We start from the raw sequence: 19181 nt of genomic DNA, 5'->3' as shown, positions 1-19181 counted from the left end.
CATGCCGCCTCAAGAAATCCTGATGCCCAGCAACAGCACCTCATGGCCCACCGACGGCGCCACCTCCACGGCAAGCCCCATCCTGCAGGTGTCCGACCTGAACGTCGCCTTCCGCCGTGGTGACGATTGGAACGCCGTGGTGCGTGGGCTCGACTTCAGCATCGCCAAGGGCGAAACGCTGGCCATCGTCGGTGAATCCGGCTCGGGCAAAAGTGTGTCGGCCATGGCCATCATGCAACTGCTGCCACGTGACAGCAGCCGCGTGCAAGGCCGCATTCAACTCGGTGGCCGCGATTTGCTGGCCTTGGGTGAAACTGAGATGACCCGCGTGCGTGGCAACGAAGTGGCAATGATCTTCCAGGAGCCGATGACCTCGCTCAACCCGGTCATGACCATCGGCGACCAGATCGCCGAGTCTTTGCTGTTCCACCGTCGCATGACGCCCGCGCAAGCCAAGGCCGAAGCGCTGCGGTTGATGGACCGCGTGCGCATTCCATCTGCCGCGCAACGCTACGCCAATTTTCCGCACCAGTTCTCGGGCGGCATGCGCCAGCGGGTGGTCATCGCCATGGCCCTGGCCTGCAACCCCGGGCTGCTGATTGCCGATGAACCCACCACGGCACTGGACGTGACCATCCAGGCGCAAATCCTGTCGCTCATCAAAGAGCTGCAAGCCGAAGAGCAAATGGCCGTGCTGTTCATCACCCACGACATGGGTGTGGTGGCCGAAATTTCCGACCGCACACTGGTGATGTACCGGGGCGACAAGGTCGAGACCGGCCGCACCGCCGACATCTTTGCGCAGCCCACCAAGCCTTACACGCGTGCGCTGCTGTCGGCCGTACCCAAGCTCGGCTCCATGCAGGCCGAGGCGCATCCGCAGCCTTTCCCCATCTACAACCTCGACGGCAGCCCACCCGCCGCCACACCAGCAGCCCGCGACAGCGTGCAGCCCGGCCGCCCCTACCTGCTCGAAGTGGTGGGCCTGACCGCACGCTTCGACGTGCGCTCGCGCCTGCTGCGCCGCGTGACGGCGCGTGTGCATGCGGTCGAGAACATCAGCTTCAACCTGCAGCGCGGCGAAACGCTGGCCATCGTGGGCGAGTCGGGTTGCGGCAAGTCGACCACGGGCAAACTCATCACCGGCCTGCAGCGCCCCACCTCGGGCGGCATCGTGCTGCAGGGCAAAGACATGGTGGGCCGCAATCTGCGCAGCGTGGCGCAACAGATCCAGATGGTGTTCCAGGACCCGTTCGCCAGCTTGAACCCGCGCCTGACCGTGGGCCAGGCCATCGCCGAGCCACTGCGCATCCATGGCCTGGCGACCGCGCAAGAAGGCGTTGCCATTGCCGCCGGTCTGTTGACCAAGGTCGGCCTGTCGCCCGACGTGGCCAAGCGCTTTCCGCACGAGTTCTCTGGCGGGCAACGCCAGCGCATCTGCATCGCCCGTGCGCTGGTGCTCAAGCCCAGCATCATCGTGGCCGACGAAGCGGTCTCGGCGCTTGATGTGTCGGTGAAGGCGCAGGTCGTCAACCTGCTGTTGGAGTTGCAGCAGGAGATGGGCTTGGGCTTTGTGTTCATCAGCCACGACATGGCCGTGGTCGAACGCGTGAGCCACCGTGTGGCGGTGATGTACATGGGCGAGATCGTCGAGATCGGCCCGCGCGCCGAAGTCTTTGGCAACCCCCAACATCCCTACACGCGCCAACTGCTGCAGGCCGTGCCATCGCCCGACCCGGCACGGCGCCACCTGCGCCCGAGCCTGCCCACGCGCGACCTGCGCACGCCGCTCAAGCCACACGACTTTGTGCCGCCGGTGCGCGAGTACCGCGAAGCCCGCGACGGCCATACCTACCAAGTCCCAGGTCCTGAATGGACTTGATCCTGCCCGGCGCCGGTTTGTGCGCCCCAACGAGACCTTTATGACCCTATCCATTCCAGTCGCCGCCTTTCAGGGCGACGCCAAGCAACCCAAAACAGTAGATGTTGTCATCATCGGCGGCGGCATCGTCGGCATCACCACCGCGCTGACCTTGGCCGAACGTGGCGTGTCGGTGGCCGTGTGCGAAAAGGGCTGTATCGCCGGTGAACAGTCCAGCCGCAACTGGGGCTGGACCCGGCAGATGGGCCGCGACGCCGCCGAGATCCCGCTCACCATGGCCAGCCTCAAGCTGTGGAGCGAGATGAACACGCGCATCGGCGCCGAAACCGGCTGGCGGCGCACCGGCATCACCTACCTGTGCCACAACCAACGTGACCTGGATTTTTGGGGCGGCTGGAAGGTCAAGGGCGACGCCTACGGGCTCGATTCGCAAATGCTCACCGGCGCGCAGACCGAAGCCCTGCTGCCCGGCTCTTCTGGTGGCGTTCTGGGCGGCCTGTACACCGCCACCGACGGCCGCGCCGAACCCTGGATCGCCGTGCCCGCCATGGCCGAGGCCGCACGCCGCGCGGGTGCCCACATCCTGACCCAATGCGCGGTGCGCAGTGTGCAAACCGCTGCGGGCCGCATCTCCGGCGTGGTCACCGAAAAAGGCGAGATCGCCTGCAGCTCGGTGGTGCTGGCCGGGGGGGTGTGGTCGCGCCTGTTTGCGGGCAACATGGGGCTGGACTTTCCGCAGCTCAAGGTGATTGGCACCGTGGCCCGGGTCGGCGGTGTGAGCGGCATATCCGACATGCCCGTGGGCGCCGGCAACTTTGCCTACCGCAAGCGTTTGGATGGCGACTACACCGTGGCGCTGCGCAACGCCAACATCGCGCCCATCGTGCCCGACCACTTGCGCATGCTGTTCGAATACCTGCCCTCGTACCTGGCCACCTGGCGCGAACTCAAGCTGCGCATCGGCAAGAGTTTTCTGGATGAACTGGGCCTGCGCAAGCGCTGGCAGGCCGACGAAAAGACCATCTTTGAAGCCGTGCGCACACTCGACCCAGAGCCCACGCAGTGGTTCACCGACCACGCCCTGCGCAACCTGCGCAAAGCCTATCCGGCCTTCAGCCAGGCCGTGGTGCGCAACCAATGGGCCGGCGTGATGGACGTAACGCCGGACGCCGTGCCGGTGATCAGCGACGTGGCCGCGCTGCCCGGCTTTCACATCGCCTCGGGCTTCTCGGGCCACGGCTTCGGCATCGGGCCGGGCGCCGGGCAGTTGATGGCCGACATCGTGATGGGCACGACGCCGCTGGTCGATCCCGCGCCCTTCCACATCCGCCGCCTGCGGCCCAAGTTGGCCGAAGCCCGCAGCAGCCGACACGCCGTGCCCGTGGGGGCGTGACGTGAACCTGGATCACACGCCCGCTGCACCGCATGGCAAAGTCGCGCTGATTTCGGGCGCCTCGCGCGGGATTGGGCTGGCGATTGCACAAGAGCTTTTGTCGCGTGGTTATCGCCTGTCACTCGGAATGCGCCAACCCGAAAAATGGTCAGGCTTGCCCAGCGACCCCGAACGTGTGCTGTTGCACCGCTATGAAGCACGCGACGCTGCCTCGCCCAAGCCCTGGGTGGCGGCAACGCTGGCGCGTTTTGGCCGCATCGACGTGCTCGTCAACAGCGCCGGCATCTGCAAGCAAGTAGGGCTGGAAGACGCCAGCGACGAGCTGCTGGAAGAGACCCTGGACATCAACGTCAAAGCGCCGTTTCGCCTCATCCAGGCAGCGTTTCCGGCGCTCAAGGTGTCGGGGCGCGGCCGGGTGATCAACTTGGCATCGCTCTCAGGCAAACGCGTGCTCGGCCTGAACCTGGGCTACCAGATGTCCAAACACGCCGTCATCGCGCTCAACCACGGCGTGCGGCGCGCGGGCTGGGAGTTCGGCATCCGCGCCACGGCGGTGTGCCCGGGCTTTGTCAACACCGACATGGCCACCGCCATCAGCGCCACGCCCGTTGAGGACATGACGCAACCGGACGATCTGGGCCGGCTGATCGCCGACACCCTTGAGCTACCCAACTCAACCGCCGTGGCGGAGTTGCTGGTGAACTACCAGTTTGAACCTTCGATGTAGCCGCGTGCTCAGAGCGCGCCTTTCACCCTAGACGCGTGCCACCGTCGGAAGATTGGGCACCGGCCCCACATAGCGCCCCCGAGGCCGGATCACTTGCGCCACGCCCAGTTGCTCCAGGCTGTGCGCCAGCAAGCCCACACTGCGCGCGGTGGCGAACAGGCCGAAAGCAGCATCGGTCGGCAGGCGGTAGTGGGCGACCAATGCGGCCAGGGCCACGTCGATGTTGGGCTGCAGGCCCGTGAGGTGTGTCACCTTCTCGATAAATCGCGCAATCACTTCGGGTGGCTCAAACAAGGCCAACAGTGCGGCGGCGCGCGGGTCGCCATCGGGGTAGATGTGGTGGCCAAAGCCGGCCAACGGCAAGCCGGTCGAGAGGTAGTGGGCCAGCACCGCGTCGGCGCCCAGGCGTTCGACTTCGCTGAACAGCGCTTGCACCCGCCCCGAGGCATCGCCATGCAGGGGGCCCGAGAGTGTGTTCAGCCCCGCCAGCAGGCAGGCGGGCAACGAGGCGCCGGTCGACGCGGCAATACGCGCCACAAACGCCGAGCTGGTCAACTCATGGTCGACCAGCAGCACCATCGCCGTGCGCAGCAAATCGGCCACCGCCGCTGTTTGCTTCCAGCCCTTGGCAAAACGCAAATGCAGCGGCTGTTGCCCGGGCCGCGCACCGAAGGCATTCGCCAGCTCGCCCACCAAGCCTTGCCCCTCGGCATGCAGCACGCGGGTCAAACGGCCACGCGTGGAATGCCCGGTGGCGGCCAGACCGGCCAACGCGGTGAAAGCACCGGTGCGTCCTGGCTTGCCTGAGGGCGCGGGGGTGGCGCACGAGAAATCGACCGCTTGCTCGGCGTCCCACAACAACTGCGCGACCTCTTCCACATGGGCCGACTGGGCCAGCGTGACCGCATCTTGCCCCCGGTAAAACGGGCGCCCCCGAAAGAACGTGCACAGCGCGGTGGGAATGCTCGGCTCGGCACCAAAGAGGGTGTTGGCGGCCAAGGTTTCATGTTTGCGCCCGGCCTCTTTGCGCTTGGCCAGGCCCGCCACGTCTTCGGCGCGGTACAGGCTGCGCCGCGTGTCGGCCGGGTCGGACATGACTTCCAGCTTGCCCCGGCTCACATACGCGTAAACCGTTTGAGGTTGTACCCCGAGGCGGCGGCACGCCTCGTCCATCGATATCCAGGAAGCCATGGCAGGTGCAAAAAGTATTTATACATTGATTTTATACGTCAATATTGCCTTATTAATCAACTATTGACAAACTGCCATCACCTTTGAAAAAGCACTGCTGATCCATCCCCATGAAGCCCCAAGTCCTGCAACTCAATCCGATCCTGATTCCGACTGTCAACGACAAACTCGCCACGCTCTACACGGTTCACAAATACTTTGAGATGGCCGATGGCGCGGCCTGGTTGCGCGAACACGGCGCGGCCATTGCAGCGGTGATCACCGGCGGCCACACCGGCATTTCGCGCGCCATGCTGGAGCAGTTGCCCAACGTCAAAGTGGTGGCCGTGAATGGCGTGGGCACCGATGCGGTGGACCTGGCCTACTGCCGCAGCCGCAACCTGCCCGTGACCGCCACGCTGGGTGCGCTCACCGAAGACGTGGCCGATCTGGCCATCGGTTTGCTGATTGCCGCCTGCCGCAACCTGTGTGCGGGCGACCGCTTTGTACGCGACGGCCAGTGGGAGAAGTTCCCCCAGCCCAGCGCCATTCCACTGGCGCGCCGCTTCAGCGGCATGCGTGTGGGCATTGTGGGCATGGGGCGTGTGGGCCGTGCGGTCGCGGTGCGCGCAGCGGCCTTTGGTTGCCCCATCAGCTACACCGATTTGCGCCCCATGGAAGACATTGCCCATCGCTTTGTGCCCAACCTGCTGGACCTGGCGCGTGCATCCGATGCCCTGGTGTTGTGCGCGGCGGCAGACAAGGCCGAAGGCATCGTCGATGCGGCCGTGCTCGAGGCCTTGGGGCCACGCGGCTTTCTGGTGAACGTGGCGCGCGGCCGCTTGGTCAACGAGGCTGACCTGACCGCTGCCCTGACAGCCGGCCGCATTGCCGGTGCCGGGCTGGACGTCTTTGTCGACGAGCCGCGTGTGCCGCTCAGCCTGCGCCAGTCAGAACACGTCACCCTGCAAGCCCATCGCGCCAGCGCCACTTGGGAAACCCGCACCGCCATGGCCGAGATGGTGTTAGAGAGCGTGGCGCAAGCCCTGGCAGGCGCCCGCCCCACGCAAAGCCTCACCACATGACCACTTAAACACGGCACAGGGGAACAGAGCCAAAGCGCCGACCCCACGTTCAGCCGATGAACGCCATTCCAAGAACCCAGGAGACAAAACCATGTTCAAACCACACGCTGCCGTTGCAAGCGCCATCGCCCTCACATTCGGCGCACTCGCCGCGCTGGCCCACGCGCCCGCCCTTGCCCAAGCCTACCCTTCGCGCCCGGTCACACTGGTCGTGCCTTTTCCGCCCGGCGGCGGCACCGACACCGGGGGCCGCATCATTGCCGAGCAGCTTGGCAAACGCTGGAACCAGACCGTCATCATCGACAACAAAGGGGGCGCTGCCGGTTTGATTGGCGCTGACATCGTGGCCAAGGCCAAGCCCGATGGCTACACCTTGCTGCTGGGTAACATCGGCACCCAGGCGATCAATCCATCGCTCTACGCCAAGCTGCCCTACGACCCCGACAAAGCCTTCACCCCGATCTCGTTGATTGCCGAATTGCCGCTGGCCATGATGGTCAACCCCGCCGTGCCGGTGAAGACGGCCAAAGAGTTCATCACCCTGGCCAAATCGCAACCCGGCAAGCTCAGCTACAGCAGCGCAGGCGCGGGCGGCGCGCCGCACCTGGCGGCCGAGATGTTCAAGGACCAGACCGATACCTTCATCCTGCACGTGCCGTATCGCGGCGGCGGCCCGGCCATTGCCGACCTGATTGCCGGGCATGTGCAGTTGTCTTTCATGACGGTGCTCGAAGCCTCCGGCCACATCAAGGCCGGCAAGCTGCGTGCACTGGCCGTGACCGGCGACAAACGGGTGGCCGCTTTCCCCGACGTTCCCACGCTGTCAGAAACCGTGCTGCCAGGGTTCAACGCGATCTCGTGGCTGGGGCTGCTGGCACCAGCGGGCACGCCACCAGACATCGTGGAAAAAATTGCCGCCGACCTTCGCGCCATCTTGGCCGACGACGCCGTCAAGGCGCGCATCGCGTCCCTCGGCGGTGTGCCACATGCCACCTCGCCGCAAGAGTTTGCCAAGCTGATCGCGGACGACAGGCAGCGTTACGCGCAGATCATCCGCAGCCGAAAAATCAGCGCCGAGTGAGCCGCACCGTGACGCACTTCATCTTCCCCGCAGCCGCGCCCACCACATTGCCCATCGTGGGCAGCACAGCGCTCTTCCCGGTGGGCCGCGTGTACTGCATTGGCCGCAACTACCGCTGGCAGCCGGACGAGGCGCCCCCCACCGAGATGCCCGCGTGGTTCATGAAACCGGCCCATGCCGTAGTGCCGGCGCTGGGCGACCTGCCCTACCCACCGGGCACCGCCGACTTTTGCCACGAGATCGAACTGGTGGTCGCCATTGGCCGGGGCGGGCGCAACCTCGACCCCGCGCAGGTTGAAGCGCATCACATCTGGGGCTACGGCGCCGGGCTGGACCTGACGCGGCGCGACCTGCAGCAGCAGGCCAAACGTGTGGGCGGCCCGTGGGAAGCAGCCAAGGCCTTCGACCACTCCGCCCCCTGCACACCGCTGCAACCCGCCACCGTGTGCGGCCACCCGAAAACTGGCGCCATTTGGCTGGCCGTCAACGGCGACGAGCGCCAGCGCGCCGACATTGGCGATCTGCTGTGGCCCGTGCCTGCGTTGGTGGCTATGTTGTCCCGGTCGGTCACGCTGCAAGCCGGTGACCTGGTCTACACGGGGACCCCCGCAGGTGTGGGCCCGCTGCAACCGGGCGACGTGGTCAGCGGCGGAGTTGCAGGCCTCGGCCAGTTTTGCATGACCGTTGGTGTGGCCGAACGCATGGCTCCAGCTCTTGACGCCACGCCCCACTTCACATCTTCCGCAGCTTCTTCAGGAGAGTCTCTTTGAACACCACCCCACAGAAAATCGCCCTCGTCACCGGTGCGGGCAGTGGCATTGGCCGCGCCGTGGCTCTGGGTTTGCTGGACGATGGCTGGACCGTCGTCCTGGCCGGCCGCCGTGCCGAACCGCTGCAGGCATTGGCAGCCGAAGCCAACACACGGCAACAATCTGCGATGGCCGTCCCGACCGACGTGACCGATCCAGAAAGTGTGCAAGCGCTGTTCAACACCATCGAGAAAACCTTTGGGCGGCTCGACCTGCTGTTCAACAACGCGGGCGTGAATGCACCGGCTGTGCCGATGGACGAGTTGCCGCTGGAGAAGTGGTTCAACGTCATCAACACCAACGTCACCGGCGTGTTCTTGTGCGCACGCGCCGCCTTTGGCTTGATGCGCCGCCAATCGCCGCAGGGTGGGCGCATCATCAACAACGGCTCGATCTCGGCCCACACGCCGCGCCCCTTTACCGCTCCCTACACCGCCAGCAAACACGCTGTGACGGGCATCACCAAAGGGCTGGCACTGGATGGGCGTGCGTTCAACATCGTGGCCAGCCAGATCGACATCGGCAATGCCTTGACCGAACTCTCGGAGCGCATGACACGCGGCGTGCTGCAGGCCAATGGCAGCACCGCGTCTGAACCCATGATGGACGCCACCCACGTGGCCGATGCCGTGCGCCACATTGCGGCCATGCCGCTCACCGCCAACGTGCTGAACATGACCGTGATGGCCAGCCACATGCCCTTTGTAGGGCGCGGCTGAAAGGCGCCGAAAAGAGCGCCGCCCCAACCGCCTGCCTCGATACGCATTGACCCCGCCGACGACCACATTGACACCGACACCACCATAAGGAGACAACGATGCAACCCACCACCCTCTTCAAGCGCCTGGCCAGTTTGGCCTCAATAGCCTCACTCGGCACGCTGGCCGCACTGGCCGCCATGCCCACTGCGGCCTTGGCCCAGGCCTACCCCACACGCGCCATCAAGATCATCGTGCCGGCCCCACCGGGCGGCGCCATCGACATCATTGCGCGCATCGTGGGCGACAAGCTCGCCGCCTCCATGGGCCAGGCGGTGATCGTCGACAACCGGCCCGGCGCCTCGAACAACCTCGGCACCGATGTGCTCGCCAAGTCGGCGCCCGATGGCTACACCATCGGCATCGTCGGGGGCAGCCACAACATCAACAAGTTCCTGTTCAAGAACCTGGGCTGGGACCCCGAGAAAAGTTTCGAGCCCATCGTCTACACCCACGAGGTGCCGCTGGTGTTTGCCATCTACCCGCAGATCCCCGCCAAAACGCTGCCCGAGTTCGTCGCCTGGATGAAGGCCAACCCCGACCAGGCCAAGGTGGCCACCTCGGGCCGCGGCAGTGCGCAGGAAATGGCGGCCGAAATGTTCCGCATGGCCAGCGGCGCGCCGATGTTGCTGGTGCCCTACAAGGGCTCGGCTGCCGCGCACCCCGACCTGCTGGCGGGGCGTACCGCGCTCTACATCGACACCATCAGCGCCATCCAGTCGCAAGTGAAGGCCGGCAACGCGCGCGCGGTGGCGGTGTCAACCCTCAAACGCGCCACGTCTTTGCCCGATGTGCCCACGGCAGACGAACAAGGCCTGAAGGGTTATGACGCCAACAGCAACGGCGGTTTTCTGGCGCCGGCCGGCACACCCAAGGCCATCATCGCCAAGCTGAATGCCGAGATCAATGCGGCACTGAAGCTGCCGGATGTGCGCACCAAGCTCGAAGCCGCCGGCATCGAAATCCAAGGCGGCACGCCACAGGAGTACGCAGCGTTGATCAAGTCCGACCTGGCCAAATGGGGCAAGGTGGTAAAGGAGGCGGGCATTCCGCTGGAGTGAGCCGCGCGGGGCGCGCGCAAGCTTACTTCAGGTTGCGGCGGCCCAGCGGCACGATCATGGGCGTGCCCGCTACCGGGTCTGGCAGCACCAGGCATGGCAGATCAAACACCTGCTCGATCAGCTCGGGCGTAACGATGGCTTGCGGCGCACCTTGCGCCACGATCTGCCCGGCGCGCATCACCACCAGGTGGTCTGCGTAACGGCAAGCCTGGTTCAGGTCGTGCAGCACCGCCACCAGCGTGTGGCCCTGTTCGCGGTTCAACCGGCGAAACAACTCCAGCAAGTCAAACTGGTGCGCCACGTCCAAAAAGGTTGTGGGTTCGTCCAGCAAGATCAGCGGCGTGTTTTGTGCCAGCACCATGGCCACCCATACCCGCTGGCGTTGGCCACCCGACAGGGCATCAACGGCGCGGTCGGCCAGGTCTTCAATGTCGGTGGCGCGTAACGCGCGGGCCACGGCGGCGTTGTCGTCCGCCGTCCACTGGCCAAACAGGCCACGGTGCGGGTGGCGGCCACGGCTCACGAGTTCGATCACCGTGATGCCCTCGGGCGCCAGCGCGCTCTGCGGCAGCAGGCCCAAGCGTCGCGCCACTTCGCGCGTGGGGTAGCTGCTGATCAGGGCGCCATCGAGCTGCACGCGGCCCACCTTGGGTTGGCTGAGCCGCGCCAACGCGCGCAGCACGGTCGACTTGCCGCAAGCGTTGGGGCCGATGATCACGCTGAACAGGCCATCGGGCACGGCCAGGCTCAAGTCCTCAACTACCACACGGGTGTCGTAGGCCAGTGTGAGGTGGTCGCCGCACAGGCGAGATGAAATGTTTTCGGTCATGGCATGCGAGATTCAAAAAGGGATGAGGCCTAACCGCCCGAGCGCCGCCATTGGCTGCTCAGCAGATACACCATGTAGGCGCCGCCCAGCGCACTGGTCACCAGGCCCACTGGGATTTGAAACGGCGCCAACGCGTGGCGCGCCACCAGGTCTGCCAGCGCGCAGAGGCAGGCACCCATGGCTGCGGAAGACAACAGCCCTATGCCCGGTGAACGGCACAAGCGGCGCGCCAACTGCGGCGACGCCAACGCCACAAAACCAATCGGCCCGGCACTGGCGGTGGCCAATGCCGTGCAGGCCACTGCCAGCAATGAAAGCCCCAGTTTGCTGCGCCCCACGGCCACGCCCAGGCTGCTGGCCACGTCGTCGCCCATCTCCAGCAAACGCAGCGTTGCGCTGCAGCACCAGGCGATGGGCAGCAGCACGGCACACCCCAGCGCCAGCAGCGTCACTTGGGGCCAAGCGCTGGCCTGCAAGCTGCCATGCAGCCACATCTTGGCCTGCAGGGCCTGGTCCAAATCGGCGCGGGTCAGCAGATAGTCGTTGACGGCGGCGAGCATCGCCGCGATGGCAATGCCCACCAGAATCAATCGCTGGGTTTGCAGGCCGCGACGGGCGGCCACCACGTACACCACAGCGGCGGCGATAGCCCCGCCCACCAAGGCCCCCACGGGCACACTTGTGGCACGCTCGCCCAGCAGCAAGATCACCACCAATGCCCCCGTGGCAGAACCCGCAGAGAAACCAATGATGTCTGGGCTGGCCAGCGGATTGCGCGACAGGCTTTGGAAGATCGCCCCGGCCGTGGCCAGCGCCGCCCCCGCCAGCAACGCCACCAAGGCGCGTGGCAGCCGCAAATCAAGCAACACGAAGCGGTGCACCACGTCGGCCCTGCCCCACGCCACGGCGGCCAGCTCGAGCAAGCGCATGGCGTAGCCGCCCGTGGTCAACGCCAGCAGCGTGAGCACGAACGCGGCCAGCAACAAGGCGCCGGTGACGACGGCCGAGCGGCGGTGCAACGGACGCGTGAACCGGCTGCCCATCCAAGCACGTACACCCGCTCGCGGAAATGCCAAGGACGTGTTCATGTGTGTGCGCCGTGAAGGACCTTGCGGCTCACCAGCCACACCAGCACCGGCGCGCCGACAAACGCGGTGACGATGCCCACCTCGATCTCTGCCGGTTGCGCAATGACACGGCCCAAAATGTCGCTGGCCAACACCAGCACCGGCCCGGCCAGCAGGCTGTAAGGCAGGATGCGGCGCCAATGCGGCCCCACCACCAAGCGCACCGCATGCGGAATCACCAGGCCGACAAAGCCAATGGGGCCGGCGGCCGCAGTGGCTGCGCCGCACAGCAACGCGATGGCGGCAAAACTGCAGATGCGCACACGCTTCAGCCGCAGGCCCAGTGACTGGCCAAAATCATCGCCCAAGGCCACGGCGTCCAGCGCATGCGCCTGGCTCAACGCCAGAACCGCGCCCACCAGCACCAGCGGCAGGGTGCACCACAGCACCACGGGGTCGCGGCCATCGAGCGCGCCCACCATCCAGAAGCGGTAGCTGTCAAAGGTGTTGGGGTTCAGCAGCGTGACGATGCCGGTCACCGAAGCCAGGCTGGCACTGATCGCCGTGCCCGCCAGCAGCAGGCGCACGCGCTGCGTGCCGGGTGTGGCGCCGCTGCTCAGCAGGTACACGCCAACCGCCGCCAGCAGCGCCCCGCCCAATGCGAACCCCACGTAGCCGGTGAAGTCGGTGAGGCCCAAAACCGACATCGCCATCACCACGGCAAAGGCCGCACCGGCGTTGATGCCCAGCAGGCCAGGATCGGCCAGCGGGTTGCGCGTCAGCGCCTGCATCAACGCACCGGCTAGGCCCAATGCACTGCCCACCACAAGGCCCAGCGCCGTGCGCGGCATGCGCAACTGCCAGACCACCACGGCATCCGGCCCGTCGCCCGGATGCCACAACACATGCCACACCTGCGCGGGGGCAATGGGCCGTGCGCCCAGCCAAATGCTCACCAGCACCAAGCCGGCCAACACCAGCAGCCACAAGGCCACGCCAATGCCCAGATGAAGGCCACGGCGCGATGTGGTGGCGGCAAGCAGCGCGTGGGAGATGGTGGTCTTCACGGCGGTATGGCCCTCAATGCAACTGAAGGGCTGCGGCCAAATCGTCGAGCACCACAAGGGCCGCTACGGGGCCAGCGTTGCCATGCCATGGGTCGGCATCAATGCAGACCGCGCGGCCGCGCTGCAAGGCGGTCAGCGCTTGCCATTGCGGATCGATGGCGGCGCGCGCTTGCTGCGCCGCGGGGTGTGTCACCTCGCTGTAGAACAGCCAATCGGCATCGATCTCGGCCACCCGGTCGGGTACGACGTTTTGCGATGGTGCGTCGAAAGCCTGGCTGGCGGGCCGCAGCAAGCCGACATCGCGGGCGATGGTGTCGATGAAGGCATGGCGGCCATAAACCTCTAAACCCTTGGGGCCGAGGCGGGCGAATGAGACCGTCTCACCCGCGTGCTGGCTTTGCCGCCATTGGGCGCGCATGTGCGCCGCACGGGCGTGATAGGCCGCCATCACACCTTGGGCTGCGGAACGCCGCCCGAGGGCTTCGGCCAGCAGCAGAAAGTCTTGCTTCCAATTGAAGCCGTGGCCACCCATCAACACCGTAGGCGCAATGGCGGCCAACGCGGGCGCCATGCGCCCGTGCACGCCTGCGAAGGTGCCGACGATCAGGTCGGGCTGCGCTGCGGCCAGGCGTTGCACATCGGGTGCGGTGCGCGGGCCCACTTCAACGATGGCTTGAAGCGCCGCTGTCTGGTCTGCAAAGCGTTGCTGCAGATAACGCGGCACACCATCAGAAAAGTTGCTGCTGGTGGAGGCCACGGGCACAAGGCCCAGGCAGAGTGCGGCGTCCAATTCACCGGTGGCCAACACGGCCAGGCGCTGCGGCATCGCTGTCAACGTGGCGCTGCCCGCGAAGTGGTGCACGGTGCGTGGGAATACGCCGTCTGCGGCATCGGGGCTACCCATGCCGGCGGGAAAAGTGGTGGGGGCCAAAGGGGCTTCGGTGGTGTGCATCGGTTTTACTTTTTAGGGGTGGGGTTTGTCTGCTCGGCCGTCTGGGTGCCGTTGTTGTTGCTGCTGTTGCTGCGGTTCACGGCCTGCATCAGCGTTTGCTGCACGATGCGTGCGGCCGTGGGGCCGGCGTTGAGGTAGAACGGGTCGTGCTCCACACGCAGCGCATGCTGGGTTTGCACCGCGCGCAGTCGCGGCCACAAAGGGCCATCGGTCAGGCCTTTGCCGCGCGCTGCGTAGAACACCCAGTCGGCATCGGCCTGGTCCACCAGTTCGTTGCTGAGTTCTTGCGCGTTGCGCGTGAAGCGTTGGCTGGGTGGCCGGGCCAGGCCCAGGTCCTCCGCAATGCCGCCGCCAAACGAACGTGTGCCCATGATGCGGATGCGCGCGCCATTGGCCTGGACGAACGACACGGTGGGCTGGTTCTGCGCGGGCAGGCCGCGCGCAAAGCGGTCCGCCTCGGCGTGGAACTGGTCCAGCCAGGCCCGGGCCGCATGGGCCTTGCCGACGGCATCGGCTAGCAGCACAAAGTCGGTCTTCCAGTTCACGCCGTTGCCGCGTGTGACGACGGTGGGCGCAATGCGCGAATAGAGCGCGTAGACGTCTTGCTTGAGTACCGCACGGTTCATCAAGATCAGATCGGGGTTGAGCGCCGCCAAGGCTTCGAGATCGGGCGCGCTGCGCCCGCCCAGATCGGCGGTGCGGGCAAAGCCTGCAGCGCGTTCGGGATAGGCCCGCACCAGGTAGTCGGCATACAGCGTGCCGCTGTCGTCACGCGTGGCTCCGGCGGGCGTCAAGCCCAGCGTGACCATGGCGTCGATCTGCCCGGTGGAGACCACGGCCACCCGCAGTGGCGGCTGCGCAATTTGCGTCTCGCCCATTTGGTGGCGCACGGTGCGCGGGAACACGCCGTCGGCGGCGCCGCTACCCTGGTCTTTGGCAAGCTTGCGCGGCGACGCATGTTCGGCCGCCTGTGCCAAGCCAACCATTGCCACGATCACCATGGCGAGCAACAGCCCAAGCCGCAGCATCAGAGGCCGATTACGCATCCGCAGCAGGTTCAAAACGCGACGCTGGCCGAGAGACGAAACTCGCGTGAAGCCCCAACGTTGACGCGGATCGCACCGGCGCTGGAGGGGTAGTACTGCTTGTCAAACAGGTTGTTGACGTTGAACTGCAGCCGGGTCTTCTGGCCCAAGAGCTGGGTGTCCCAGCGCACGAACATGTCGGCCACGGTGTAGCCCGCAATGGTGAAGGTGTTTTCGTCATCGCCTTCGCGTTTGCCCACGTAGCGCGCACCGCCGCCGATGTTCCACTGGCCCCAGGCGGCGGGGTTGTCCAGACGGTGGCTGAGGTAAAGCCCAAGGGCGTTGCGCGGCACATTCGACAGGCGGTTGCCTTGGGTTGCAGGGTCTTGCAGCACCTTGGCATCGGTGTAGGCGTAGGTGCCGATGACGTCCCAGCGGTCACTCAGCGTGGCGTTGGCGTCTACCTCCAAACCGCGCGAGCCGGCCTCGCCCAAGGCGCGGCTGACGCTCAGCCCGGTCAACGCATCGGTCTCGGACACCACCAGGTTTTTCTTGCGGATGTCGTACAGCGCCACACTCATGCCCACACCCGAGTGCAGTTGAAACTTGGCGCCAAGTTCGTAGCTGCGGCCTTGCTCTGGATCGAAGCCCTGGCCGGTGTTGGCATCGGCACGGTTGGGCACAAACGACTTGCTGTAGTTGCCGTAGAACGAGACCTGGTCGTTCAACTTATAGACCACGCCGAGAAACGGCAAGAACGTGTTCATGCTGTTGTCGGTGCCCACCTTGAACGGCCGGCCAATGCCGTAGAAATGGCTGAAGTGCTGCAGCCGCGCCCCCAGGGCCAAAATCCATTTGTCGGTGAGGTGCCAGTTGTCTTTGACGTACACCGAGTGCGAATTGATCTGCGACTGAAAGCCGCTGCTGGCCGCATCCACGTTCGACGGTGCGGCCAAGTTGCCGTAGACCGGGTTGAAGATATTGAAGTTGGTGTTGGCCGCACCGCGCAGCGAGTCGCCGCGCGTCTCGCCGTTACGCTCGGCGTCAATGCCCACCACCAGGTCGTGGCGCATGCCAGCAAGTTGGGTGTGGCCTTGCAGGTTCCAGTCGAGGTATTGGATGGTTTCGTCGACATCGCGGTTGCCATCGGCACGGCGCGTCAGACGGCCCGCTGCGGTGATGGCGGCCGGGCGGCCAAAGCTGTCGTTGTACAGGCTGTGGCTCCAGTTGTAGGCGAAGCGGGTGCTCCACTCCGGGCTCAAGCGATGCTCGATCTGCACACTGGCGTTTTCGTTGTAGCCTTCGGCCACCGACCAGGCTTCGTCGAACCGCTTGCTGTAGTCGGCTGCGGTCGGCTTGCCGTTGATGAACACGGTGCCACGGTCATAGGGTTGGCTGTAGTCGTTGTGCTCATAGGACAACAACACCTTGGTGTGGTCGCCGGTCCAACTGAGGGACGGTGCAATCAGCGTGTGTTCGTTGGTGCCAAAGTTGCGCCAGTAGTCTTCGCTCTTGCGTTCCACAATCAAACGGTAGTCGAGCCCGTTGGCATTGACCGGGCCGGTCAGATCCAGCATGGCGGTGCCGCCACCGTAGCTGCTGCTGCTGAGCTGCACCTCGCCCTGAAACGTCGACAGCGGCCGCTTCGACACCACGTTGACCACGCCACCCGGCTCCAGCGCGCCATAGAGCAGCGAAGCCGGGCCTTTCAAAATCTCGACGTGGTCGATGGTGGAGCTGAACTTGTGTTGGCTCGCACTGCGCGCACCATCGCGCAGCACCGAGCCATCGGTGTTGGTGCCAAAGCCGCGTTTGATCAGGCCGTCTTCGGTATTGCCGTAGGTGTTGCTTTGCACCACGCCACTGGAGAACTTGGCCACGTCATCAAGCGAGCGCACCTGAAAGTCTTCAATCATCCGAGGCGTGACCACGTTGACGACCTGGGGGTCTTCCAGCGTGGGCAGTTCCATCTTGCTGGAGGTGGTGGAAGCCACCGCGCTATAGCCCTGGATGGGCGACTCGAGGGCGGCGGTCACACTGACCTGCGGCAAGCTCGCGGCGTTCGCGGCGCCAGCCGGACTTTCGCGCACCGTGACCGCGCGGCCATCGATGAAGGCTTCCAAGCCTGTGCCGCGCAGCAACTGCTGCAATGCTTCGCGCGCGCTCACATGGTCGCGGATCGCGGGCGCCGTTTTGCCGGCGACCAGCGCGGGCGGCACCATCAAGGTCAGGCCGGTCTGCCGTGCCAGCTCATTGAGGGCTTGCGCCAACGGTTGCGCGGCAACGCTGATGTTGACCGGCACATTCGCCGGGTCCGCGGTTTGGGCGTGAACAGAAAACGAACCTACGGCGAGCGCGACGGCCAGGGCCAATGGCGCAAGGTGCGCAAAACGGGCCAAGCCAATAGGTTGACGGGACAGGGACATCTCAGAATCTCCAGAATGCGAATAAGAATTGATCGCTACTGAAGACGGATCAGCTTTTGGAAACCTGATGTCACGCGCAAAATAATTTAAAAAAAGAAATGCGCGGTGGCACAACCGCGCGGCAAAGCATCAGCGCCGGTTGGCCACCACCTCGGTCACGCCATCGCGCTTTTCCAACCGCACCGGCAGCACCAAAGGCAGGGTCGCCGCGAAGTCGCCCATGCGGCGCAGGTCCACACTGCCGGTGACGCGCAACGCCGCCACCGCCGGGTCGCTGACATGCAGACGCGTGTCGCCATAACGCTCCAGCTCGGCCAGGGCTTGCGACAGCGGTGTGTCGTCAAAGCTCACACGCTGCTCGCGCCACGAGGCAATGCCGGCCGCCGCCAGGTGTTGCACCGGGCCCAACCGGCCGCTCGCATCGGCCGTGACGGTGTCGCCCGCATGCAGCTCGACGCTAGCATCGCCCCCCGCAACGTTGGCCGCGCCTTGGTTGCGTGCCACCCGCACATGGCCCTCTTCCACTTGCACCTGCACACCGCCCTCGCCCAGCGAAGGCATGTAGCGCACCGAAAACCGCGTGCCCACCACGGTGATGCGCATCGGCCCGGCCAACACGTCAAACGGGCGGTTCGCATCGGGGCTGACGCTGAACATCGCCTGGCCTTCGGGCAAACGCACTTCGCGGCGCTGGCGGTACAGCGCCACATCGGCGCGCGAAGCCGTGTCCAGCGTGAGCACGGTTTCATCGGGCAGACGGGTTTCGATCTGCTGGCCCCGTTGAGTAGCGTAGTGGCCGGTAAAAACCGGTTGCTGCAGCGTCCACGCATACCAGCCGCCCGCGACGGCCAGCAGCACGGCCGCAAATGCCGTGCGCGGCCCCGGCAGAGCCCAGCCCGATAACCCTCCACGCCCCAGCGCTGCCGGCCAGGTCCATTTGGGCTTGGCCTTGGCGGGTTGCCTTTGTGGCGCAGCAGCCGCCGGTGCCGGGCGCAGACTTTGCAAACGCGCAACGTCTTCTGCGGGAATGGTTTCGATGGCGCGCAACACGCCATGCACATCGTCAAAGGCCGCACGGTGTTGCGGATCGGCGTTCAGCCAGGCTTGAAACTCGGCCTCGCCGGCCGCGTCGAGCGTATCTTCGCGGCGCACCAACCAGCGCAAAGCGGCTGTCTCGACGGGGCCTAGCGCGTCCAGTGATTGCTCCAGCGCTTCCGGCGTCGGCACCGGCGCGGCAGCGCCCCACGCGGGGCGGCCCTCGCGCGGAAGCGGACTGTGCAGCGGGTCTGACATCATGGGATTTATTTTTATGTTGTGAGGTGTAGACGGACGAGGACGCTAAAACCTGATGTCATGGCATCAAGAAGTGCATCAAGCGTCCTCCCGGCTTTGGCGGCATGCCAGTACCGCCAGCATCACATGGCGCTCCACCATGTTGCGCGAGATGCCCATGCGCTCGGCCACTTCAGCGTGCGACAAGCCATCAAACTTGTGCAGCATAAAGGCTTCGCGGCAGCGCGGCGGCAGGTTTTCAATCGCGGCGATCAGCCGCTTGGCGCGCTGCTGCGCCGCATACATCTCTTCGGGTTGCGAGGCCTGGGCGATGGGCACTTCATCCAGCGCGTCGCCTGCATCGTGGTCGCGCACCGCAGCCTGGCGGTGCTGGTCGATCAGCAGGTTGCGCGCCGTCTGGTACAGCAAGGCACGGGGCTCGCGCAGAGTTTGCCCAGACTGCTCGGCCGCCAACACACGGGCGTAGGTTTCCTGCACCAGATCGGCCGCTCGGTCGCGGTCTTTCATGGTGCCCGAGAAGTAGTTCAGCAGTTCGCGGTAGTAGCGCGCAATCAAA

Annotated in this window: 17 protein-coding genes; 8 read left to right on the top strand and 9 right to left on the bottom strand. The window is 65.5% G+C overall.

Translation table 11 applies throughout. The features are described 5' to 3' along the window. Position 1: 1 nt before the first annotated feature. The 3 genes from ACPWMG_RS07745 to ACPWMG_RS07735 are packed head-to-tail and all read left to right on the top strand — an operon-like array spanning position 2 to position 4002. The gene (locus ACPWMG_RS07745; RefSeq protein WP_483304069.1) at positions 2 to 1882 is read left to right on the top strand and encodes an ABC transporter ATP-binding protein; all 1881 of its coding nucleotides are present in this window, start codon (positions 2 to 4) and stop codon (positions 1880 to 1882) included. 40 nt (positions 1883 to 1922) lie between these two features. Next, entirely contained in the window at positions 1923 to 3275 is a 1353-nt protein-coding gene (locus tag ACPWMG_RS07740; protein ID WP_483304068.1) for an NAD(P)/FAD-dependent oxidoreductase, read from the top strand. A 1-nt stretch (position 3276) separates the two neighbouring features. Beyond that, positions 3277 to 4002 carry an SDR family NAD(P)-dependent oxidoreductase gene (locus tag ACPWMG_RS07735; protein ID WP_483304067.1) on the top strand — a complete coding sequence of 242 codons (726 nt, stop codon included), beginning with the start codon at positions 3277 to 3279 and terminating at the stop codon, positions 4000 to 4002. Positions 4003 to 4029: 27 nt separating this feature from the next. On the opposite strand, the gene ACPWMG_RS07730 is transcribed toward ACPWMG_RS07735, so the two are convergent. Continuing rightward, entirely contained in the window at positions 4030 to 5193 is a 1164-nt protein-coding gene (locus ACPWMG_RS07730) for a citrate synthase (RefSeq protein WP_483304066.1), read from the bottom strand. 110 nt (positions 5194 to 5303) lie between these two features. Here ACPWMG_RS07730 and ACPWMG_RS07725 point away from each other — a divergent pair, with 110 nt between their 5' ends. From ACPWMG_RS07725 to ACPWMG_RS07705, 5 genes are all read left to right on the top strand, one after another. Beyond that, on the top strand, positions 5304 to 6257 hold the full coding sequence (locus tag ACPWMG_RS07725) for a 2-hydroxyacid dehydrogenase (protein ID WP_483304065.1): 954 nt from the start codon (positions 5304 to 5306) through the stop codon (positions 6255 to 6257). Between the two features lie 91 nt (positions 6258 to 6348). Continuing rightward, a complete protein-coding gene (locus tag ACPWMG_RS07720; protein ID WP_483304064.1) occupies positions 6349 to 7338 on the top strand; it encodes a Bug family tripartite tricarboxylate transporter substrate binding protein in 990 nt (329 codons plus the stop codon). An 8-nt stretch (positions 7339 to 7346) separates the two neighbouring features. Then, positions 7347 to 8108 carry a fumarylacetoacetate hydrolase family protein gene (locus tag ACPWMG_RS07715; protein WP_483304063.1) on the top strand — a complete coding sequence of 254 codons (762 nt, stop codon included), beginning with the start codon at positions 7347 to 7349 and terminating at the stop codon, positions 8106 to 8108. Continuing rightward, positions 8105 to 8866, top strand: coding sequence for an SDR family oxidoreductase (locus ACPWMG_RS07710; protein WP_483304062.1), 762 nt, complete (start codon positions 8105 to 8107; stop codon positions 8864 to 8866). Before ACPWMG_RS07715 ends, ACPWMG_RS07710 begins: the two co-directional genes overlap by 4 nt. 98 nt (positions 8867 to 8964) lie before the next feature. Next, positions 8965 to 9966 (top strand): Bug family tripartite tricarboxylate transporter substrate binding protein, encoded by a 1002-nt coding sequence (locus ACPWMG_RS07705; protein WP_483304061.1) that lies wholly within the window; start codon positions 8965 to 8967, stop codon positions 9964 to 9966. Positions 9967 to 9988: 22 nt separating this feature from the next. Here the strand turns inward: ACPWMG_RS07705 and ACPWMG_RS07700 are convergent, their stop codons facing one another. The 8 genes from ACPWMG_RS07700 to ACPWMG_RS07665 all read right to left on the bottom strand — a co-directional run bounded on the left by ACPWMG_RS07700 (position 9989) and on the right by ACPWMG_RS07665 (position 19180). Next, a complete protein-coding gene (locus ACPWMG_RS07700) occupies positions 9989 to 10795 on the bottom strand; it encodes an ABC transporter ATP-binding protein (RefSeq protein WP_483304060.1) in 807 nt (268 codons plus the stop codon). 29 nt (positions 10796 to 10824) lie between these two features. After that, a complete protein-coding gene (locus ACPWMG_RS07695; RefSeq protein WP_483304059.1) occupies positions 10825 to 11883 on the bottom strand; it encodes a FecCD family ABC transporter permease in 1059 nt (352 codons plus the stop codon). After that, the gene (locus tag ACPWMG_RS07690) at positions 11880 to 12929 is read right to left on the bottom strand and encodes a FecCD family ABC transporter permease (RefSeq protein WP_483304058.1); all 1050 of its coding nucleotides are present in this window, start codon (positions 12927 to 12929) and stop codon (positions 11880 to 11882) included. Before ACPWMG_RS07690 ends, ACPWMG_RS07695 begins: the two co-directional genes overlap by 4 nt. Positions 12930 to 12942: 13 nt before the next feature. Then, a complete protein-coding gene (locus tag ACPWMG_RS07685) occupies positions 12943 to 13881 on the bottom strand; it encodes an iron-siderophore ABC transporter substrate-binding protein (RefSeq protein ID WP_483304057.1) in 939 nt (312 codons plus the stop codon). A 5-nt stretch (positions 13882 to 13886) separates the two neighbouring features. Beyond that, the gene (locus tag ACPWMG_RS07680; protein ID WP_483304056.1) at positions 13887 to 14927 is read right to left on the bottom strand and encodes an ABC transporter substrate-binding protein; all 1041 of its coding nucleotides are present in this window, start codon (positions 14925 to 14927) and stop codon (positions 13887 to 13889) included. Positions 14928 to 14938: 11 nt separating this feature from the next. Continuing rightward, positions 14939 to 17332 carry a TonB-dependent siderophore receptor gene (locus ACPWMG_RS07675; protein ID WP_483304055.1) on the bottom strand — a complete coding sequence of 798 codons (2394 nt, stop codon included), beginning with the start codon at positions 17330 to 17332 and terminating at the stop codon, positions 14939 to 14941. Between the two features lie 129 nt (positions 17333 to 17461). Continuing rightward, positions 17462 to 18628, bottom strand: coding sequence for a FecR family protein (locus ACPWMG_RS07670; protein WP_483304054.1), 1167 nt, complete (start codon positions 18626 to 18628; stop codon positions 17462 to 17464). A gap of 75 nt (positions 18629 to 18703) precedes the next feature. Next, positions 18704 to 19180: a sigma-70 family RNA polymerase sigma factor gene (locus tag ACPWMG_RS07665; RefSeq protein ID WP_483304053.1), complete on the bottom strand. Its 477-nt coding sequence runs from the start codon at positions 19178 to 19180 to the stop codon at positions 18704 to 18706. Position 19181 lies beyond the last annotated feature (1 nt).

It is taken from the genome of Hydrophilobacter chitinilyticus (assembly GCF_049860745.1).
Classification (GTDB): Bacteria; Pseudomonadota; Gammaproteobacteria; order Burkholderiales; family Burkholderiaceae_C; genus Rhodoferax_B.
This window is presented reverse-complemented; position numbering and strand designations above follow the sequence as displayed.

Excerpts from the sequence above, each read along its gene's own strand:
- ACPWMG_RS07700 (WP_483304060.1), bottom strand. The coding sequence starts at position 10,795 with ATGACCGAAAACATTTCATCTCGCCTGTGCGGCGACCACCTCACACTG.
- ACPWMG_RS07745 (WP_483304069.1), top strand. The coding sequence starts at position 2 with ATGCCGCCTCAAGAAATCCTGATGCCCAGCAACAGCACCTCATGGCCC.
- ACPWMG_RS07725 (WP_483304065.1), top strand. The coding sequence starts at position 5,304 with ATGAAGCCCCAAGTCCTGCAACTCAATCCGATCCTGATTCCGACTGTC.
- ACPWMG_RS07730 (WP_483304066.1), bottom strand. The coding sequence starts at position 5,193 with ATGGCTTCCTGGATATCGATGGACGAGGCGTGCCGCCGCCTCGGGGTA.
- ACPWMG_RS07740 (WP_483304068.1), top strand. The coding sequence starts at position 1,923 with ATGACCCTATCCATTCCAGTCGCCGCCTTTCAGGGCGACGCCAAGCAA.
- ACPWMG_RS07675 (WP_483304055.1), bottom strand. The coding sequence starts at position 17,332 with ATGTCCCTGTCCCGTCAACCTATTGGCTTGGCCCGTTTTGCGCACCTT.
- ACPWMG_RS07695 (WP_483304059.1), bottom strand. The coding sequence starts at position 11,883 with ATGAACACGTCCTTGGCATTTCCGCGAGCGGGTGTACGTGCTTGGATG.
- ACPWMG_RS07670 (WP_483304054.1), bottom strand. The coding sequence starts at position 18,628 with ATGATGTCAGACCCGCTGCACAGTCCGCTTCCGCGCGAGGGCCGCCCC.
- ACPWMG_RS07705 (WP_483304061.1), top strand. The coding sequence starts at position 8,965 with ATGCAACCCACCACCCTCTTCAAGCGCCTGGCCAGTTTGGCCTCAATA.
- ACPWMG_RS07720 (WP_483304064.1), top strand. The coding sequence starts at position 6,349 with ATGTTCAAACCACACGCTGCCGTTGCAAGCGCCATCGCCCTCACATTC.
- ACPWMG_RS07685 (WP_483304057.1), bottom strand. The coding sequence starts at position 13,881 with ATGCACACCACCGAAGCCCCTTTGGCCCCCACCACTTTTCCCGCCGGC.
- ACPWMG_RS07680 (WP_483304056.1), bottom strand. The coding sequence starts at position 14,927 with ATGCGTAATCGGCCTCTGATGCTGCGGCTTGGGCTGTTGCTCGCCATG.